Origin of the sequence: Agrobacterium vacciniicorymbosi, from assembly GCF_040427045.1 — a bacterium.
Classification (GTDB): domain Bacteria; phylum Pseudomonadota; class Alphaproteobacteria; order Rhizobiales; family Rhizobiaceae; genus Agrobacterium.
The window spans coordinates 157,332-173,889 of sequence record NZ_JBETMF010000004.1; the positions used below are offsets into that span (position 1 = coordinate 157,332).

The following is a 16,558-nucleotide window of genomic DNA, read 5'->3' on the forward strand; positions in this document are numbered from 1 at the left end:
TTTTCTTGGTGAGGGGTCTGCCACGAGCACAACCCATCACCGACACAGCACCATCGCCCAATACGGCCTATTCTTCGCCGCCGCATCATAAGCCACCGCCACACCAAGCCCGCCGTAATTCCCCAGCATATTCTCCAGATGGTGCGGAGACCCAATCCAGGCCTTCACCACCCGCTCGACCGTATCCTGCCCAGCCGCCACGTTTTCAGCCGCAGGCAGCGGCACGCCGCCGTCCTTCATGCGAATGAGAAAGCTGTCGGTGAGGCCGATGAGATGCGCCATTTTCTGCGCCTTCACCATGCGGCTGGCCTGAAAAGCAGCGGCCTGTTGCGCGGCGCTGTTGGCGGAAAGGGCGGGCAGACCCTTTGAACGGCGAAGCTCGTTGACCATCGGCAGCGCCGAGGCCGTTTCATCGCGGGTGCCAGCTGTGACGCCCTTGTTGGTGGGCATGGAAACGCAGGCCGATAGCAGCGTGCCGGTAGAGACCAGCACGAAACCGCGCCGTGAAAATGTCATCAGGGAATGTTGGGTCATATCAGCGGCGGAAGCTCAAAAGGCGAAGAATGATGAAAACGGGGATGACGATGACAGCACCCGCCAGCAGATAATCGCCAATGCTGCCCAAGGCGCGGAAGCCGCTGTGCCAGAGGTCGAGGATGAAATCCCTGACGCCATAGATGATGTTCCAGGGTGTCAGGCCGAAGACTGCCATGACGAAGCCGACGATCAGCGATACGACCAGCAACTTTATGATCGTGCGCGCTACACTGTCACCCAGCACCTTATCCACTTCACCCGCCATCTGCAAAATCTCCTGAATTCAGCCAAGACATAGAAAGCATGGTGCCTCTATGCAAGCTTTCGCGCTTCGCATGCGCGATATTTGCCGCTGCCATGAAATAGGACTTGAGTTTTTTTATGGCTTGATGAAAGACAGCCCACCTCTTTCAGGAAAGCGTGCATGGCCCCACACCAGTTTTCGTCCGGCGATGCCATCGCAGACCGGCGCGCAGATTACGCCCGCATGCTTGCCGAAAGCGGCGATCACGCCGCTGCCGCAGAGCTGATCGAACAGGCGCTGGAGCTTGCACCGCGATGGGCCGCAGGTTGGTTTCGGCTGGGTGAGTATAGTGAAAAAGCGGGCCAGACCGCAAAGGCCGTCTCAGCCTATGAGACGGTTGCGGCGCTGGATGCCGAGGGCATTTTCGCTGCTCCCCTCAAGCTCGCGGTTCTCGGCGCCGCCGAAACGCCGCAACAGCCGCCCAGCGCCTATATCGAAGGCCTGTTCGATGATTACGCCGACCGTTTCGAAACGTCGCTGGTGGAGAAACTCGATTACAGCGTTCCGCAAAAGCTCGCCGCGCTGGTCGCAACCGTCCGTCCGCAGGGCAGCAGTTTCCGCAACATCGTTGATATCGGTTGCGGTACGGGCCTGCTGGGGCTTGAAATCCATGGCTGGACCGAACGCCTCGAAGGGTTCGATCTTTCCACCAACATGCTGGCCAAAGCGGGGGAGAAACACATCTATCACCATCTCGCCCAAGCCGATCTATCGCTGGATGCGGAAGGGTCAGGCCTCTTCGCACCCGCACTTGCACATAACCGTGCGGATCTGGTCGCCGCAGCGGATGTCATGATGTATCTGGGCAGTCTGGAAGCGGTTATGCCGTTGGTTCTGGCACTGCTTGCACCGGGGGGCACCTTTGCCTTTTCGGTGGAAGATGCGGGAGAGGAAGGCGGCTTCGTTCTCCAGCCCTCGTTGCGTTATGCGCATTCAGAGCCCTATGTTCGAGGCTTGCTGGAAGGTTTCGGCCTTAAAATCCTGAAAACCGAGAAAACCACCATTCGCAAGGACGCCGGAAAACCCCTCTCCGGCATTCTCTTTCTTGCCGAAAAGCCCGCCTGACGTTTTCGTTTCTTGCCTTTTTATCGATAGGTCAGCGATGCTTACGTATCGCCGTTGAAACATCAGCTTTTGCAGTGCAAAATACGCCTGTCGAACTGCTTGAGCCTGAAGGTGCAATAGCAGCGCGGCACTCTCATAAATGGCTGGAACAATTAAGTTCGGGGTTAGGCGCATGGCATTCACGAGAAGCGTTTATGGCATGTGGAGTGCCGATCCGGCCAAGCATGCGCCTGTGGAAGACATTCAGGGCATCGTCACCGGCAGCATCGTGTCGGCGCTCGGTTTCTACCTTCTCGCCAAGGTGGGCCTGCTTACCGGCGGCACGGCGGGCGTGGCGTTTCTCCTGCACTATGCCTTCGGCATTAGCTTCGGCCTGCTGTTTTTCCTCGTCAATCTGCCCTTCTATTACCTGTCCTTCCGCCGCCTTGGCCTTGCCTTCTCGTTCAAAACCTTCATCGCCATTGGCCTCGTGTCGGTGTTGACCGAAGTAGAAAGCCGCTGGATGGTGATTGAGAGCATCAATCCGCTCTGGGCCGCGCTGCTTGGCGGTCTGCTTCTGGGTTACGGCCTCTTGGCGCTCTATCGCCATCGCGCCAGCCTCGGCGGCATCGGCATTCTCGCCATCTATATTCAGGATCGTTTCGGCATCCGCGCCGGTCTCATCCAGCTCGCCTTCGACAGCTGCGTCATGATCGCGGCCTTTGCCGTCATCAATCCCGAAACGGTGCTTTATTCCATCGTCGGCGCCTTCGTGCTGAACCTCTTCCTCGCCATCAACCACCGCTCGGATCGCTATATCGTCGTACGCTGAACGCTTGGACCGCTATATTGCGATGTGACACCTCTCCGTCATGCCGGACCTGATCCGGCATCCAGTCAGCCCAAGTCCTTGGGCTGAAAAGACTCTTCATCTTCGCGCAGACGCGCGTCGGCTGGATTCCGGCTCAGGGCCACTACTGTCCGGTTTGAATACGCAGATGCGGCATACAGCATTGATTGCACTTCGCTTTTAGCACTCTGCATCTGTTAGGACGCAGAAGCGTAGCGCTGGATATGGGGAGTGGCACAGCACCACACTCACCACCGTCATTCCGGCCTTGAGCCGGAATCCAGTCAGACCAAGTCATTGGTCTGAAAGAACTTTCCTCGCCGCGCAGACGCGCGTCAACTGGACCCCGGCTCAAGGCCGGGGTGACGGCGGTGGGTTTCTTTCCGCCGAACGCCCCTCCCATTTAAACCGGACAGCAGTGGCTCAGGGCCGGAATGACGGCGGAAAGCTCAAACTTACGTCCTTTAACGCCCTTCTTTTTCGAAAGATTTTCACTACTTTAGAGCAGTGAAACACACAGAGCCCCCCATCTCCGGCGTCGATGTCGGCACCTTGCCCTTATCCTTCCAGAAATGGTTCGGCGAAAAGGGCTGGAGCCCGCGCGCCCATCAGCTGGAATTATCAGCCCGCGCCCGTGCTGGCGAAAACATGCTGCTGATTGCGCCGACAGGGGCGGGCAAGACGCTCGGTGGCTTCATGGCCTCGCTGACCGATCTGGCGGAACGCGGCAAGGTTCCACCCGGCTCGGCCTTCGTCGGGGTCCACACGCTCTATATCTCGCCGCTGAAGGCGCTGGCCGTCGATATCGAGCGCAACCTGATGAAGCCCGTGACGGAAATGGGCCTGCCCATTTCGGTCGAAACCCGCACCGGCGATACGCCGCAGTCCAAGCGCCAGCGTCAGAAGCTGAAACCGCCGGACATTCTGCTGACGACGCCGGAACAGGTCTCACTGCTGCTCGCCAACAAGGAAGCCGAGCGTTTCTTCAAAGACCTGAAATATGTGGTGCTGGACGAGCTTCACTCGCTCGTAACCTCCAAGCGCGGGCATCTCCTGTCGCTCGCCATTGCCCGCATTCGCAAGCACGCGCCCGGCATGCGCACAATCGGTCTTTCCGCCACCGTCGCCGACCCCATGGATCTGCAACGCTATCTCAGCCCGCAAGCGGAGGGTGAGCCCACCGCCGGTCTCATCACAGTCGATGGCGGCGCAAAGCCGGATATCGCGATACTCGGCACGGAGGAGCGCATTCCATGGTCCGGCCACTCGGCGCGCTATGCCATGCAGGACCTCTATCCGGCCTTGAAAGCGCACAAGACGACGCTGATCTTCGTCAACACCCGCTCGCAGGCGGAGCGCATTTTTCAGGAACTCTGGACCATCAACGACGACAATCTGCCGATTGCGCTGCATCACGGCTCGCTGGATGCAGGCCAGCGCCGCAAGGTGGAAGCGGCGATGGCCGATAACAAGCTGCGCGCGGTGGTCGCCACCTCCACGCTCGATCTCGGTATCGACTGGGGCGATGTCGATCTCGTCGTGCATGTCGGCGCGCCCAAGGGCGCCAGCCGCCTTGCCCAGCGCATCGGCCGGGCCAATCACCGCATGGACGAACCCTCCAAGGCCATCCTTGTGCCTGCCAACCGCTTCGAGGTCATGGAATGCCGCGCCGCACTTGATGCCAACTACATCGGCGCGCAGGATACACCGCCGATTGCCGAGGGCGCACTGGATGTGCTGGCCCAGCATGTGCTCGGCATGGCCTGCGCCGAACCCTTCGATGCGGATGATCTCTACCGCGAAGTCACCACCGCCTCGCCCTACGCAGACCTCCCGCGCGAAACTTTCGATCGCATCGTCGATTTCACCGCCACCGGTGGCTATGCCCTGCGCACCTATGAGCGTTACGCCCGCATCCGCCAGACGAAGGATGGCCTGTGGCGCGTCTCCAACCCGCAGGTCGCCATGCAGTATCGCCTCAACCTCGGCACCATTGTCGAGGCGGCAGAACTCAATGTCCGCATGGTCAAGCGCAATGCCAAGGGCACCATCGGGCGTGGCGGCATGTCGCTCGGCAAGGTCGAGGAGCATTTCCTCGAGCAACTGGTGCAGGGCGATACCTTCCTCTTCGCCGGCAAGGTGCTGCGCTTCGAAGGCATCCGCGAGAGCGAATGCCTCGTCAGCCAGGCCTTCTCCATGGACCCAAAAATCCCGTCCTATGCGGGCGGAAAATTCCCGCTTTCTACCTATCTGGCAGATCAGGTGCGCTCCATGCTGGCCGATCCCGCCCGCTGGCACGCCTTGCCGGATCAGGTGCGAGACTGGCTCGCCATTCAGAAGGAAAAGTCGATCATTCCCAAACGGGATGAGCTTCTGGTCGAGACGTTTCCCTTCCGCAAACGCTTCTTCATGGTCATGTACCCTTTCGAGGGGCGCTTGGCGCACCAGACACTCGGCATGCTGCTGACCCGGCGGCTGGAGCGGGCAGGGGCCAAGCCCATGGGCTTCGTCGCCACGGATTATTCGCTGGCCATCTGGGCTCTGGAAGATATCGGCATGCGCCTGCAATCGGACCGCCTGTCGCTGCCGGATTTGTTGGACGAGGATATGCTGGGCGATGATCTTGAGTCATGGCTGGACGAATCCTTCATGCTCAAGCGCACCTTCCGCAATTGTGCGATCATCTCAGGCCTCATTGAGCGCCGCCATCCCGGCAAGGAAAAAACCGGGCGGCAGGTCACTGTTTCTGCCGATCTTATTTATGACGTTCTTCGCAGCCATGAGCCCGATCACATCCTTTTGGAAGCCACGCGTCGCGATGCCGCAGCCGGACTTTTGGACATTGGCCGTCTTGGCGATATGCTAAGGCGAATCAAGGGCCACACCACCCATTGCGCTCTGGAGCATGTTTCGCCGCTGGCCGTTCCGGTCATGATGGAAATCGGGCGCGAGACGGTGCCGGGCCAAGCCTTGGACGATGTGCTGGCCGAAGCCGCCGATGAGCTGATCGCGGATGCGATGTCATGATGCATCCGCCTAGAGGATATGAAGGACAAAACCGAAACGTGCTGAGCCGACTTGCCCTGAGCGACAAATTTGCCACCGGCTTCGAATGCCTCGGCTCGGAAACTGCCGTGAACGGCGTCGCTGGCTGGTGCGATCCGCTGGGCGGGCTGTACCTGCCGGATCTGTCGCTGCTGGTCGTCTCGGATTTGCACTTGGAAAAGGGTGCCGCATTCGCCCGCCGCGGTCGCCTTCTGCCGCCCTACGACACCATCGCCACGCTCAAAATCCTGTCGTCCCTGATCACCCGCTACGACCCCAAGATCGTCGTCAGCCTCGGCGATAATTTCCATGATCGCATCGGCTCGCAGCATCTGCCGCTGCCATTGCGCGATCTCATCAAGGAGATGGCCCGGGGACGTGAATGGATTTGGATCAACGGCAACCATGACCCGGATGGGACGGTGGATTTGCCGGGCTCCTCCAGCGATGAAATGTTCTACGGCAACCTCGTCTTCCGTCACGAGCCGAAATTGGGTGCATCGCTGGGCGAAATTGCAGGCCACCTCCACCCCGCCGCCACGGTCCGCCGCCGCGACAAATCGGTGCGCCGCCCTTGTTTCGCCACGGATGGCACCCGTATGTTGATGCCTGCCTTTGGGGTGCTAAGTGGCGGGTTGGATTTGCGCCACAAGGCGATGCGGGGTCTGTTCGATCATTCGGCGCTGGTTGCGCATTTGTTGGGGCGGGACCGGATTTATTCGGTTCGGTTTGCGAATTTGCTGGGGTGAGATTTTTTGGGATGCTTGGATGCGAGGCCGATGCGAGCGCAACGTAGCCACCCTCATCCTGAGGTGTCCCGCAGGGGCCTCGAAGGACGAGGGTTGCGGGGCTTGGGGCAGCGCGTCGCCGCGGATGCTTCGAGGGCGCTGCGCGCCACCTCAGCATGAGGGCGGTGGGTGTGGCTGCCCTCCCCAGTTTGTAGCGCACAGCAAGCCGCTCACCCTCTGTCCTGCCGGACATCTCACCCTCAGGTGGGGAGATCGCTCGTGGAGACCTTCCGCCCATCACAAACGCTGCGGCGAAGCGGCGAGTTTGCGTCTAGCCAATCTCCCTCCTTGAGGGGGAGATGCCCGGCAGGGCAGAGGGGGGTAAGCCACACCCGCCAACCTCACCTAATCCCGCCTGAACAAAATACTCGCACCCCAACCCGTCACCACCGCCAGCAGCACGCACAGCATGCCATACACCACCGGCGTCTGGTGCGCGGCATCCGTGATCGCCTGCTCCATGCCCGTCTTCACCACGCGCAGTCGCAATTCCTTTTGCGCCACCGGCATGCCGCTTTTGAACAGATAGGCCCGCGCCGTGTGAACGCCGTTGGGGACGTTGGCGGGCAGGCGGAGGGTGGCCCAGAAGAGGCCGGTGCGTTCCAGACGCACGCCGGTCGTGTCGTTGCGATAGATGCCGCTCGACAGTTTCAGGCGGCGGTATGCGTCCTGAAAGTCGAAGACATTGTCTGGCACGCCGGAAAACACCGCACTGCGCAGCGGTAGGTGTTCCACGCCGAGGCCCATGGCCTTCAGCGTGCCTGCTGTTGCGATATTGTCGATGTTGCGGGTGCTGGCCATGGAGTAGGATTCCGGCAGCGGTGCGAAGGTGATTGCGCTGGTGTTGATCCAGATCCCCGCCACCCGGCTTTTTTTGCGGACGGTGGAATAGTCGTTCGGGCCTTCCAGCGTCACCACGATGTCGTATTGGCCGATGGCCAGCAGCAACTGGTCGGCATTGTTCAGCGCGCCGAACATGGTGAAATCCGCCCCGCGAAAATCAGACGCGATGGAGATTTCGGTGGTCGATGCGCCGATCTCGATGTTTTCCTGCAGGGTGCGGGGCTGGCCCGACGCATTCGGCGAGATCGCAAGCGGCGGGGTCTGCGCGAAAGCCGTGGCTGAAAGGGCGCAAAAAGCAGCGGATAGAAGGGCGGCGCGGATCAATAGCCCAGCCCTCCGACAGCCACGGAAAACAGATCGTCTGGCTTGATGACCAGCGTGATGGCCAGTCGCACGCCGACGGCCAGAACCAGCAGCGCCAGCAGCGCGCGCAACTGTTCGCCGCGCAGTTTCTGGCCCACGCGCACGCCATATTGCGCGCCCACCACGCCGGCCAGCATCAGAATGAAGGCGAGCACGATATCGACGGAATAGTTCGTCGCGGCCTGCACGATGGTCGTATAGGCGGTGACGAAAATGATCTGGAACAGCGATGTGCCGACAACGACATTGGTGGGGATGCGCAGCAGATAGATCATGGCAGGCACCATGATGAAGCCGCCGCCGACACCCATGATCGAGGTCAGAACGCCGATGCCGAAGCCGAGAACGATAATGGGGATGACACTGAGATAGAGCTTCGATTTCTTGAAGCGCATTTTCAGCGGCAGGCGGTGCACCCAGTTGTGGTGGCCGGGGCGGCGCAGCGTCACGGTTTCATTGCGCGCGGTGCGGCGAATGGCGGAAATGCTTTCCTTTAGCATCAGTGCGCCAACGGTAGACAGCAGAATGACGTAGAGCAGCGAAATGATGAGGTCGAGCTGGCCGATGCTGCGCAGAAGCGTAAACAGCCACACGCCAAGCGTCGCCCCACAAAGGCCGCCGATCAGCAGAATACCGCCCAGCTTAACATCCAGCGTGCCGCGCCTGAAATGGGTGATGGAGCCGGAAACGGAGGAGGCGACAACCTGGTTGGCGCCGGTGGCGACGGCCACGACGGGCGGAATATTGTAGAAGATCAAAAGCGGGGTAATGAGAAAGCCGCCGCCCACGCCGAACATGCCGGACAGAAACCCCACAGCCGCGCCCATGCCGAGAATGATGAAGATATTCACCGAAAGTTCTGCAATGGGCAGATAGACAGTCACAATAGGACCTCGGACATGCGGACGTGGTTGCGTCCAAAACGGCAAAAACCGCCATCAGGCGGGCCTTGCCACGAAGGGGTGGTATCTGTCTGAAGGGTCAAGGCAAGCGGCCATGCGACCTTTCATCGGTCATGCCCTTGGCAGGCATGACTGTCAATTATTCAACGGCAAATACGTTGATAATTTGGAAAGATCGGCCAACAGGCAAATTACTTGTTGCGAGCGAGCAACGCTGTCACCAACTCGTCGGTAATGCGGCCATCCGGCGTTTGTCCAACGGACTTCTGGAAGTTCTTGATCGCGGCCACGGTTGCGCGGCCCAGCTTGCCGTCCGGCTCGCCCGCCTTGAAACCATTGTTGTTGAGAATGGCCTGAATGTTGCGGATCGCCTTCTGCATGTCGACGGAAGAGGTCTTGATCTCCTCGCCGCCGGTCCATTCGGCAGGCGGGTTGACGGAGTTGGCCTCTTCGTTGAGCGGCGTTACCTGCCACGCCTCGACCTTCGCCTTGGCGCTGGCCAGCTGTTCTGGACGCATGGCCTTGGCCACATCGTCACGCTTCTGGCCAGCATCGGCATCGCCATCACGGGCAGCAATGGCAAACCACTTGTAGGATTCTTCCAGGCTCTGCTGCACGCCACTGCCACGGGCATAGAGAATGGCAAGGTTGAACTGGCTGTCACGAACGCCGAGGTTGGAAGCCTTGATGAACCAGTCGCCAGCGGCGGTGAAATCAGGCGCGCCAGCGGCGTCTGAGGCCAGCAGCACGGCGAGATTGTGCATCGCGCCCGCATTGCCCTGATCTGCCGCCAACTGGTAGTAGCGCTTGGCTTCGGAAAGATTGCGCTCTACGCCATTGGCCTTCTCATACATGTTGCCCAGACGATACTGCGCTGGCGCAAGACCGCGATCGGCGGCCAGCTTGTACCACTTGGCTGCTTCGGCGCGGTCGGCTGCAACGCCCTGACCATCCGTGTAGCGCACACCGATTTCAAACAGCGCTACCCGGTCGCCCTTGGAGGCGGCATCCGCCAGAGACGGCGGGGCAATGCCTTCGGGAACGGTGATGGTCTCAACTGCCGGCTGGACAGCTTCCTTTTTAAACTCGGTCTGCTGCACGTCTGGGATCGAAGTTACTGGCTGCAAGCGCTCTGCAACGCCGGTTCCGCGCGATGCGGTTGGAACGGAAATCGTTGGTGTTTCCAGGGGCAGGCGCACGCCGCCGATTGGCCGGGTGTCGATCAGATGGTCGCCCTTGTCGGCTTCCACCTGCATCCGCTCACCGGCGGCCTTTGCCTTTTCGTCGATTGTGTTTTCGGATGGAACCGTCACAGCAGGCTCGGCGCTGACAGGCGTCGCCTCAACCGGTGCGGCGACTGGCGGAGCCGACATGGGCTCAACGCTCTTCGGTTCGGTCACGATGGCCGCAGGTGTCGTTTCGCCACCGACGAAAGACTTGATGGCGGGCATTGCCATCATGGCCAGCAGAATGGCGCCGATGCCGAGAAGCAGCGGACGGCGGTAGCGGGAAAGGGCGGAGCCCTGCTTTTCAACAGTGGCCTTGCTGCGCTGCGGGCGCGAAGCGGCGCTTCTGTCCGGAACGCTTTCCTGTGCGGCGGCCTGAGCGGCGCGGCGGGCCGCGGCAATGAAGTCGGCGCGGTTGTCGCTCTCGCCTGCACCGGCGCGGGCAGCAGCCGTCTGGCTGGCGCGAACACGCTCCAGAATCTTCTTGATATCAGGCGCACCAGAGCCCGGCTCCAGCAGTTCGGTTTCGATATCGGCCTGCAACACATCGACCGGGTCGAGCGATGGTGCAGGGTCGATCTGCGTGCGTGCGGAAACCTCGGCCTTGGGGGCTTCCTCGGTCTTGGCGGCGCTGGACTTGAAGCGACGCGTCAGGCCGGATAACAGGCCACGCTTTTCAGCGACAGGCTTTTCGGCTTCCGGCGGCACCAGCGTATCGGTGGCAAGGGCGCTGTCCAGCTGGCGGGCGGTCTCAGTGTCGAAGGCGCTTGCGCTGTCCTTGGCAATCAGACCGTCTTCGGGAAACGTGGCCGCAGGCATGCGCGCCCCGCCTTCATACTCGGCCCAGTCCGTGTCGGAAAGGCTGGCAGGTGCAGGTGCGGGCGTGCGCGGTGCTGGGCGATTGTCCAGATGGTCGAGACGACCGGCAATCTGCACCAATGTTTCATGAAGCGCTTCAAAGGTGCGGTGCGTGCGCTCTTCGGTATTGCGGCTCAGACCTTCCAGCTTGCGCAGGTCGTTAGCGAGCTCGGTCAGAATGACCATGTCGGCACTGCTGGCAGTCTGGGCCAGATTGTTGCGCGTATGCGCTTCCAGAACCGCTTCTGCCGCCTGCCGGGCCGCTTCGATGATATATTCGTCGCTGGACGCCATGTAGTCTTCGATATTGGCCATGCGACGGTCAAGTTCCGGCGACATGTCGTTGGCAACGGCGCTGGCCGGAGCCTGTGTCTCATCCAGCTTGGCGGCGATATCGCTCAGCCGATCTTCCAACCGCTTGAAGGCGACGTCGTAAGAAGGGTTTTTCGCAGGCGCAGGCTTTGCCTCGATCTGTTCGATCCGGCGTGCGATTTTCTCCAACCGCTCGGCCAACTGGTCGTTGACGGCGCCGCTGCCCAGCTCATCGATCTTGCGGGAAATGTCGGTCAGGAAGGATGTGAGTTCCGGCTGGCTGGACGGGCGCTGCGAGCGCTCCAGCAGCAGGGACAGCTGATCCAGCCGCTCACCCAGCTGTGAAACGCTGCGCTCGGCGGAAAGCTCTTCGATACGGGTGGTCAGTGCGTCGAGGCGCGCACTAAGTGCGTCAGACGGCTTATCTTTCGCCTCGGTCGCGTCCTTCAGATTTTCGATCTGCGACGACAGCGTATTCAGGCGGTTTTCCAGCCGCTCGGCCAGCGTTGCATCGAAGCTCGGGGCAGGGCGGTTTCCGGCAGCGGCAATCGCGCGGCTGATTTCGTCCAGGCGCTCATCGAGGCCGGAGAAATGTTCGCCGAAAGCCTCATCATTGGGTTGAATGTGCTTGCCCAGCTGCTCGACAGCACCGGCAATGGTCAAAAGCTTTTCTTCCAGCGCGCGCACGGCGGCGGAGCTGCCGCTCATCGTGCCAAGCTGGCCCTTGATGTCATCCAGACGGTAGGCAAGCGCGACGATTTCGTCCTGAAGCGGGGCGGTATCGAAACCACGCAGCGTATCGTCCACCGTATCGAAACGGCTTTCCATGCGGTGCATGCTGTCTTCACGGGCAACCTGATCCATCAGGCTGCGCAGCTCTTCGAATTCATTGCGCAGGGCTTCGGCGTCGGGCGACGACGTTTCGCCCATGCGCTCGATGCTGGCTGCCAGCCGTGCGACATCCTCACGGATATCCTCGGCAAAATCCTGATTTTCTGCAAAGGAGCGGATGTTGCGCAGTTCGGAACGCACGCCCTGCATTTCGCGGGCGACGCCTTCGGAAATTTCGTGCTTCAGTTCCTGACGCAGGCTGACCAGCGCCTCGGCCACTTCGCGCAGCGCTGCATCGCCCTGTGCAGGGGCAGGCGGTGCGGTGCGTTCGAAACGGGCCGTGGGGCGTGGGCGTGCCGGAGGAATAGCGGTGGAGGCGCGGTATTCGCGCTCTGCATAACGGCGGTCCAGTTCACGCTCGGCGGCAAGATCGGTCGCGCGTGGCGCATCTGCTTGCTGTCGTTCCCAACGTGCATCGAGCGCCTGTTGGCGCTGACGGATTTCGTTGACGGGATCGAAGCGCGGCTTCATTGCCGGCCTTGCGGGGCCGTTTTGAAATCCTGCACGTTCAGTCTCTGCGCGTGGCGTATGTGTTTCATGAGCAGGGCGAGCGGATTTGGTGCCCAGCAGATCTTCGATCCGGGCTTCCAGGCCTTCAATGGTGCGGTTGAGCGCGTCCAGAGACGATCTGTCGTTTTGACGATGGGAATTCGATCGCAATCCGTTCATCTTCCTGCTCGCTTCGTCGTTTGCCCGGTTTAACTGTTCCGCTGGTAGTCCCGGTGCGGAACACGGAGTTCTTGCTTTTTTGCTCATCGAACGCCCCGGTTCGCGAAGCAGTCCTATGACTTTGAACATTTCGCCATATTTGGTAAACAAATGGTTAACAGGGCGTTGGCTTATTTAACTTTTTCTTCATATATGCCGTTTCACAGGCATTTGACGCGGCAAATTCATTAGATTTACATGGGTCTTGTCTAAGGGTGAGTGGCATCTCAAAAATCTGCTGAAAGCTATTTGACGTTTACGCGCACGTCAAATATTGTGGTCCCTATGTTGACGCCGGAGCGGTCCGGCAAACGATGCGGAGGATCATCGGTAATGCCTGTTTACAAGGCCCCAGTTCAAGACACGCTTTTCATTCTGAACGATGTGCTCGGCATAGAGCGCTACAACAATCTTCCCGGTTTTGAAGACGCCACGCCCGATATGATCGATGCGATCACCGGCGAGGCCGCGAAACTGGCAGAAGAGCAGCTCTTCCCGCTCAACCTGTCTGGCGACCAGCAGGGTTGCAAGCGCGCCGAAGATGGCACCGTGACCGTGCCGGATGGTTTCAAGCAGGCTTACGATACCTATTGCGCAGGCGGCTGGACCGGTCTTGCCGTTCCAGAAGAGTTTGGCGGGCAGGGCCTTCCCTACACGCTGCACGCTGCCGTCGGCGAGTTCATGTCGTCCGCCAACCTGTCGCTGATGATGTATCCCGGCCTGACGCAGGGCGCGATTGCCGCCGTTCTGGCGCATGGCTCCGACGAGCAGAAGCAGACCTATCTGCCCAAGATGGTCGAGGGCACATGGTCCGGCACCATGAACCTGACCGAGCCGCATTGCGGCACCGACCTTGGCCTTCTGCGCACCAAGGCCGTGCCGCAGGGCGATGGCTCCTATAAGATCACCGGCCAGAAGATTTTCATTTCGGCTGGCGAACATTCGATGACCAGCAACATCATCCATCTGGTTCTCGCCCGCATCGAAGGTGCGCCAGAGGGGACCAAGGGTATTTCGCTGTTCATCGTGCCGAAGTTCCTCGTCAACGCCGATGGTTCCGTGGGCGCACGCAACGGCGTCGTCTGTGGCGCGCTTGAGCACAAGATGGGCATTCACGGCAACTCCACCTGCGTCATGAACTATGATGATGCGACCGGCTATCTCATCGGCGCCGAGAACAAGGGCCTGTCGGCCATGTTCGTGATGATGAACGAAGCCCGCCTCGGCGTTGGCCTGCAAGGCCTGTCGGTCGGTGAAATCGCCTATCAGAACGCCGTCGAATATGCCCGCGAGCGCATTCAGGGTCGTTCGCTCTCCGGTGCGAAAGCCCCGGACAAGAAGGCCGATCCGATCATCGTCCACCCGGACATTCGCCGCACGCTGATGACCATCAAGGCCTATAACGAGGCTGGCCGAGCGTTCCTGCTCTGGACCGCGCTGCAATCCGACATCGCCCACCGCGCGACCGACGAGAAGGAGCGACAGGCGGCAGACGACATTCTCGGCCTCGTCACGCCTATCCTCAAGGGCGTGCTGACCGACAAGGGCTTCGACCACGCCGTCATGGCCCAGCAGGTGTTCGGCGGTCACGGCTACATCGAAGAACATGGCATGAGCCAGTATGTGCGCGATGCCCGCATCACCATGATCTATGAGGGTGCCAACGGCATTCAGGCGCTCGACCTCGTCGGCCGCAAGCTCGGCCTCAACGGTGGTCGTGCCGTGATGGCGCTGTTCAAGGACATCGGTGATTTCTGCGAGGAAAACCGCGCTGACGAGAGCCTCACGCTTTACACCAAGGGCCTCAAGAAGGGCCTGAACGACCTTCAGGCGGCAACCATGTGGTTCATGCAGCACGCCATGGCCAAGCCCGACAACGCCGGTGCCGGTTCGACCGATTACATGCACCTCTTCGGCCTCGTCATTCTCGGCTACATGCACGCCCGCATGGCAAAGGCAGCGCAGACGGCACTTGCATCCGGTTCCGCCTCCGACGAGCAGTTCCTCAAGACCAAGCTCGTCACGGCCAAGTTCTTTATGGAGCGCATTTTGCCGGAAACAGCGGTTCGCAAGATCCGCATCGAGGCCGGTGCCGATACGATGATGGAACTGGCTGCTGAGGCGTTTTGAGGTAACTGGCTGATGGTCGCTAAAGCTGACTTAAAGGACTGGGTTATTGAAGCCCTGAAAGCAAATAGCGGAGAGGGCTCAATCCTATATGTCGCTCAGCACATATGGAAGCATCACGAGAAAGACCTCCATGGTCATGACCTCTTTTATTCATGGCAGTACGATATGTTTATTCATGGCAGTACGATATGCGCTGGGCTGCGACAGAGCTGAGGAAAAAAGGGCTTCTTGTTTCCGCCGAGACCGATCGTCGAGGTAAGTGGACGCTAACGTAAAGTTTTAAGCACTGTTCGCAGTGCAGGGAGATGAGAAATGACTGACGTATACATTTATGACCACGTTCGCACCCCGCGCGGGCGCGGAAAGAAGGATGGTTCGCTGCACGAAGTGCCGTCCGTTCGTCTGGCCGCCGAGACGCTGGAAGCCATCCGCGACCGCAATGGCCTCGACACATCCACCGTCGATGACATCATCATGGGCTGTGTCGATCCGGTCATGGATGCCGGTGCCGTCATCGCCAAGGGTGCGGCTTTCGAAGCCGGTTATTCCACCAAGGCACCGGGCATGCAGATTTCGCGCTTCTGCGCTTCCGGTCTTGATGCCATCAATTTCGCAGCCGGAAAGATCGCAGCCGGTGCCGACGAGATCGTCATCGCGGGCGGTGTGGAAAGCATGTCGCGCGTCGGCATGGGCATGTCCGGCGGTGCCTGGTACATGGACCCCTCGGTCAGCTTCCCGGCCTATTTCATGCCGCAGGGCGTATCCGCCGATCTCATCGCTACCAAATACGGTTTCAGCCGCGATGACGTCGATGCCTTTGCCGTGGAAAGCCAGAAGCGCGCAGCGCACGCCTGGGAAAACGGCTACTTCAAGAACTCCGTCATTCCGGTCAAAGACCAGAACGGCATCACCATTCTCGACCGTGACGAGCATATGCGCCCAGGCACGGACATGCAGGCGCTGGCTTCGCTCAACGCATCCTTCCAGATGCCGGGCGAAATGGGTGGCTTCGAAGCCGTCGGCATCATGGCGCATCCGGAAGTCGAGCGCATCAACTACGTCCACCATGCGGGCAACTCGTCGGGCATCGTCGATGGTGCTGCTGCGGTTCTCGTCGGCTCCAAGGCTGGCGGCGAAAGCATGGGCCTGAAACCCCGTGCCCGCATTCGCTCCTTCGCCAATATCGGCTCCGACCCGGCTTTGATGCTGACCGGCCCGGTTGACGTCACAGAAAAGCTGCTGGCCAAAACCGGCATGTCGATTGCCGATATCGACCTTTTCGAACTCAACGAAGCCTTCGCCGCCGTCGTGCTGCGTTACCTCCAGGCCTTCGACATCAGCCACGACAAGATGAACGTCAACGGCGGCGCGATTGCCATGGGCCACCCGCTGGGCGCCACCGGCGCAATGATCCTCGGCACGGTTCTGGACGAACTGGAACGCCGCGATCTCAATACCGCACTGGTCACGCTCTGCATCGGTGCGGGCATGGGCACGGCAACGGTTATCGAGCGGGTTTGATTGGGACGACGAGCATGGCGGGCCATCAAAACGAGACGAAGCGCCACTTCCAGACGAGGCAACTCGACAAGGATATGGCCACCGCTGCTCAAGCAGCCAGTCGCATTACGCCTGCCGAAAGCCACGCACGGATGAAAGCAGAGAGGCGAGGACTGATCATCGTTCTTGCTCTGCTTGTCGTTCTGCCTTGCTACCTGCTCGGCGTCTTCGGTTAGCACAAGAAATTCAGGGAAGAG

Annotated in this window: 12 protein-coding genes; 7 read left to right on the plus strand and 5 right to left on the minus strand. The window is 60.3% G+C overall.

Going from position 1 to position 16,558, the window contains the following annotated elements:
- Positions 1-36 precede the first annotated feature (36 nt).
- On the minus strand, positions 37-534 hold the full coding sequence (locus ABUK73_RS08415; protein WP_353576883.1) for a CAP domain-containing protein: 498 nt from the start codon (positions 532-534) through the stop codon (positions 37-39).
- 1 nt (position 535) lies between these two features.
- The gene (locus tag ABUK73_RS08420) at positions 536-802 is read right to left on the minus strand and encodes a DUF6460 domain-containing protein (protein ID WP_062450945.1); all 267 of its coding nucleotides are present in this window, start codon (positions 800-802) and stop codon (positions 536-538) included.
- 159 nt (positions 803-961) lie between these two features.
- Here ABUK73_RS08420 and ABUK73_RS08425 point away from each other — a divergent pair, with 159 nt between their 5' ends.
- The 4 genes from ABUK73_RS08425 (at position 962) to pdeM (ending at position 6,529) form a co-directional block, all read left to right on the plus strand.
- Positions 962-1,906, plus strand: a complete 945-nt coding sequence (locus ABUK73_RS08425; RefSeq protein WP_353576884.1) for a methyltransferase domain-containing protein — start codon at positions 962-964, stop codon at positions 1,904-1,906.
- Between the two features lie 199 nt (positions 1,907-2,105).
- Complete coding sequence (locus ABUK73_RS08430; RefSeq protein ID WP_113088810.1) at positions 2,106-2,717, plus strand: YitT family protein; 612 nt, start codon at positions 2,106-2,108, stop codon at positions 2,715-2,717.
- 525 nt (positions 2,718-3,242) lie between these two features.
- Positions 3,243-5,762: a ligase-associated DNA damage response DEXH box helicase gene (locus ABUK73_RS08435; RefSeq protein WP_353576885.1), complete on the plus strand. Its 2,520-nt coding sequence runs from the start codon at positions 3,243-3,245 to the stop codon at positions 5,760-5,762.
- A 38-nt stretch (positions 5,763-5,800) separates the two neighbouring features.
- Positions 5,801-6,529: a ligase-associated DNA damage response endonuclease PdeM gene (pdeM, locus tag ABUK73_RS08440; protein WP_353576886.1), complete on the plus strand. Its 729-nt coding sequence runs from the start codon at positions 5,801-5,803 to the stop codon at positions 6,527-6,529.
- A 384-nt stretch (positions 6,530-6,913) separates the two neighbouring features.
- Here the strand turns inward: pdeM and ABUK73_RS08445 are convergent, their stop codons facing one another.
- The 3 genes from ABUK73_RS08445 to ABUK73_RS23355 all read right to left on the minus strand — a co-directional run bounded on the left by ABUK73_RS08445 (position 6,914) and on the right by ABUK73_RS23355 (position 9,776).
- Positions 6,914-7,735, minus strand: a complete 822-nt coding sequence (locus tag ABUK73_RS08445) for a TIGR02186 family protein (protein ID WP_353576887.1) — start codon at positions 7,733-7,735, stop codon at positions 6,914-6,916.
- Positions 7,732-8,658, minus strand: coding sequence for a sulfite exporter TauE/SafE family protein (locus ABUK73_RS08450; protein ID WP_113089639.1), 927 nt, complete (start codon positions 8,656-8,658; stop codon positions 7,732-7,734). Before ABUK73_RS08450 ends, ABUK73_RS08445 begins: the two co-directional genes overlap by 4 nt.
- 209 nt (positions 8,659-8,867) lie before the next feature.
- On the minus strand, positions 8,868-9,776 hold the full coding sequence (locus tag ABUK73_RS23355) for a peptidoglycan-binding protein (protein ID WP_454892347.1): 909 nt from the start codon (positions 9,774-9,776) through the stop codon (positions 8,868-8,870).
- 3,228 nt (positions 9,777-13,004) lie between these two features.
- On the opposite strand from ABUK73_RS23355, the gene ABUK73_RS08460 reads away from it, so the two are divergent.
- From ABUK73_RS08460 to ABUK73_RS08470, 3 genes are all read left to right on the plus strand, one after another.
- Positions 13,005-14,801: an acyl-CoA dehydrogenase C-terminal domain-containing protein gene (locus ABUK73_RS08460; RefSeq protein ID WP_353576889.1), complete on the plus strand. Its 1,797-nt coding sequence runs from the start codon at positions 13,005-13,007 to the stop codon at positions 14,799-14,801.
- Positions 14,802-15,113: 312 nt separating this feature from the next.
- Entirely contained in the window at positions 15,114-16,322 is a 1,209-nt protein-coding gene (locus ABUK73_RS08465) for an acetyl-CoA C-acetyltransferase (protein WP_353576890.1), read from the plus strand.
- Positions 16,323-16,336: 14 nt separating this feature from the next.
- On the plus strand, positions 16,337-16,537 hold the full coding sequence (locus ABUK73_RS08470; RefSeq protein ID WP_353576891.1) for a hypothetical protein: 201 nt from the start codon (positions 16,337-16,339) through the stop codon (positions 16,535-16,537).
- Positions 16,538-16,558 lie beyond the last annotated feature (21 nt).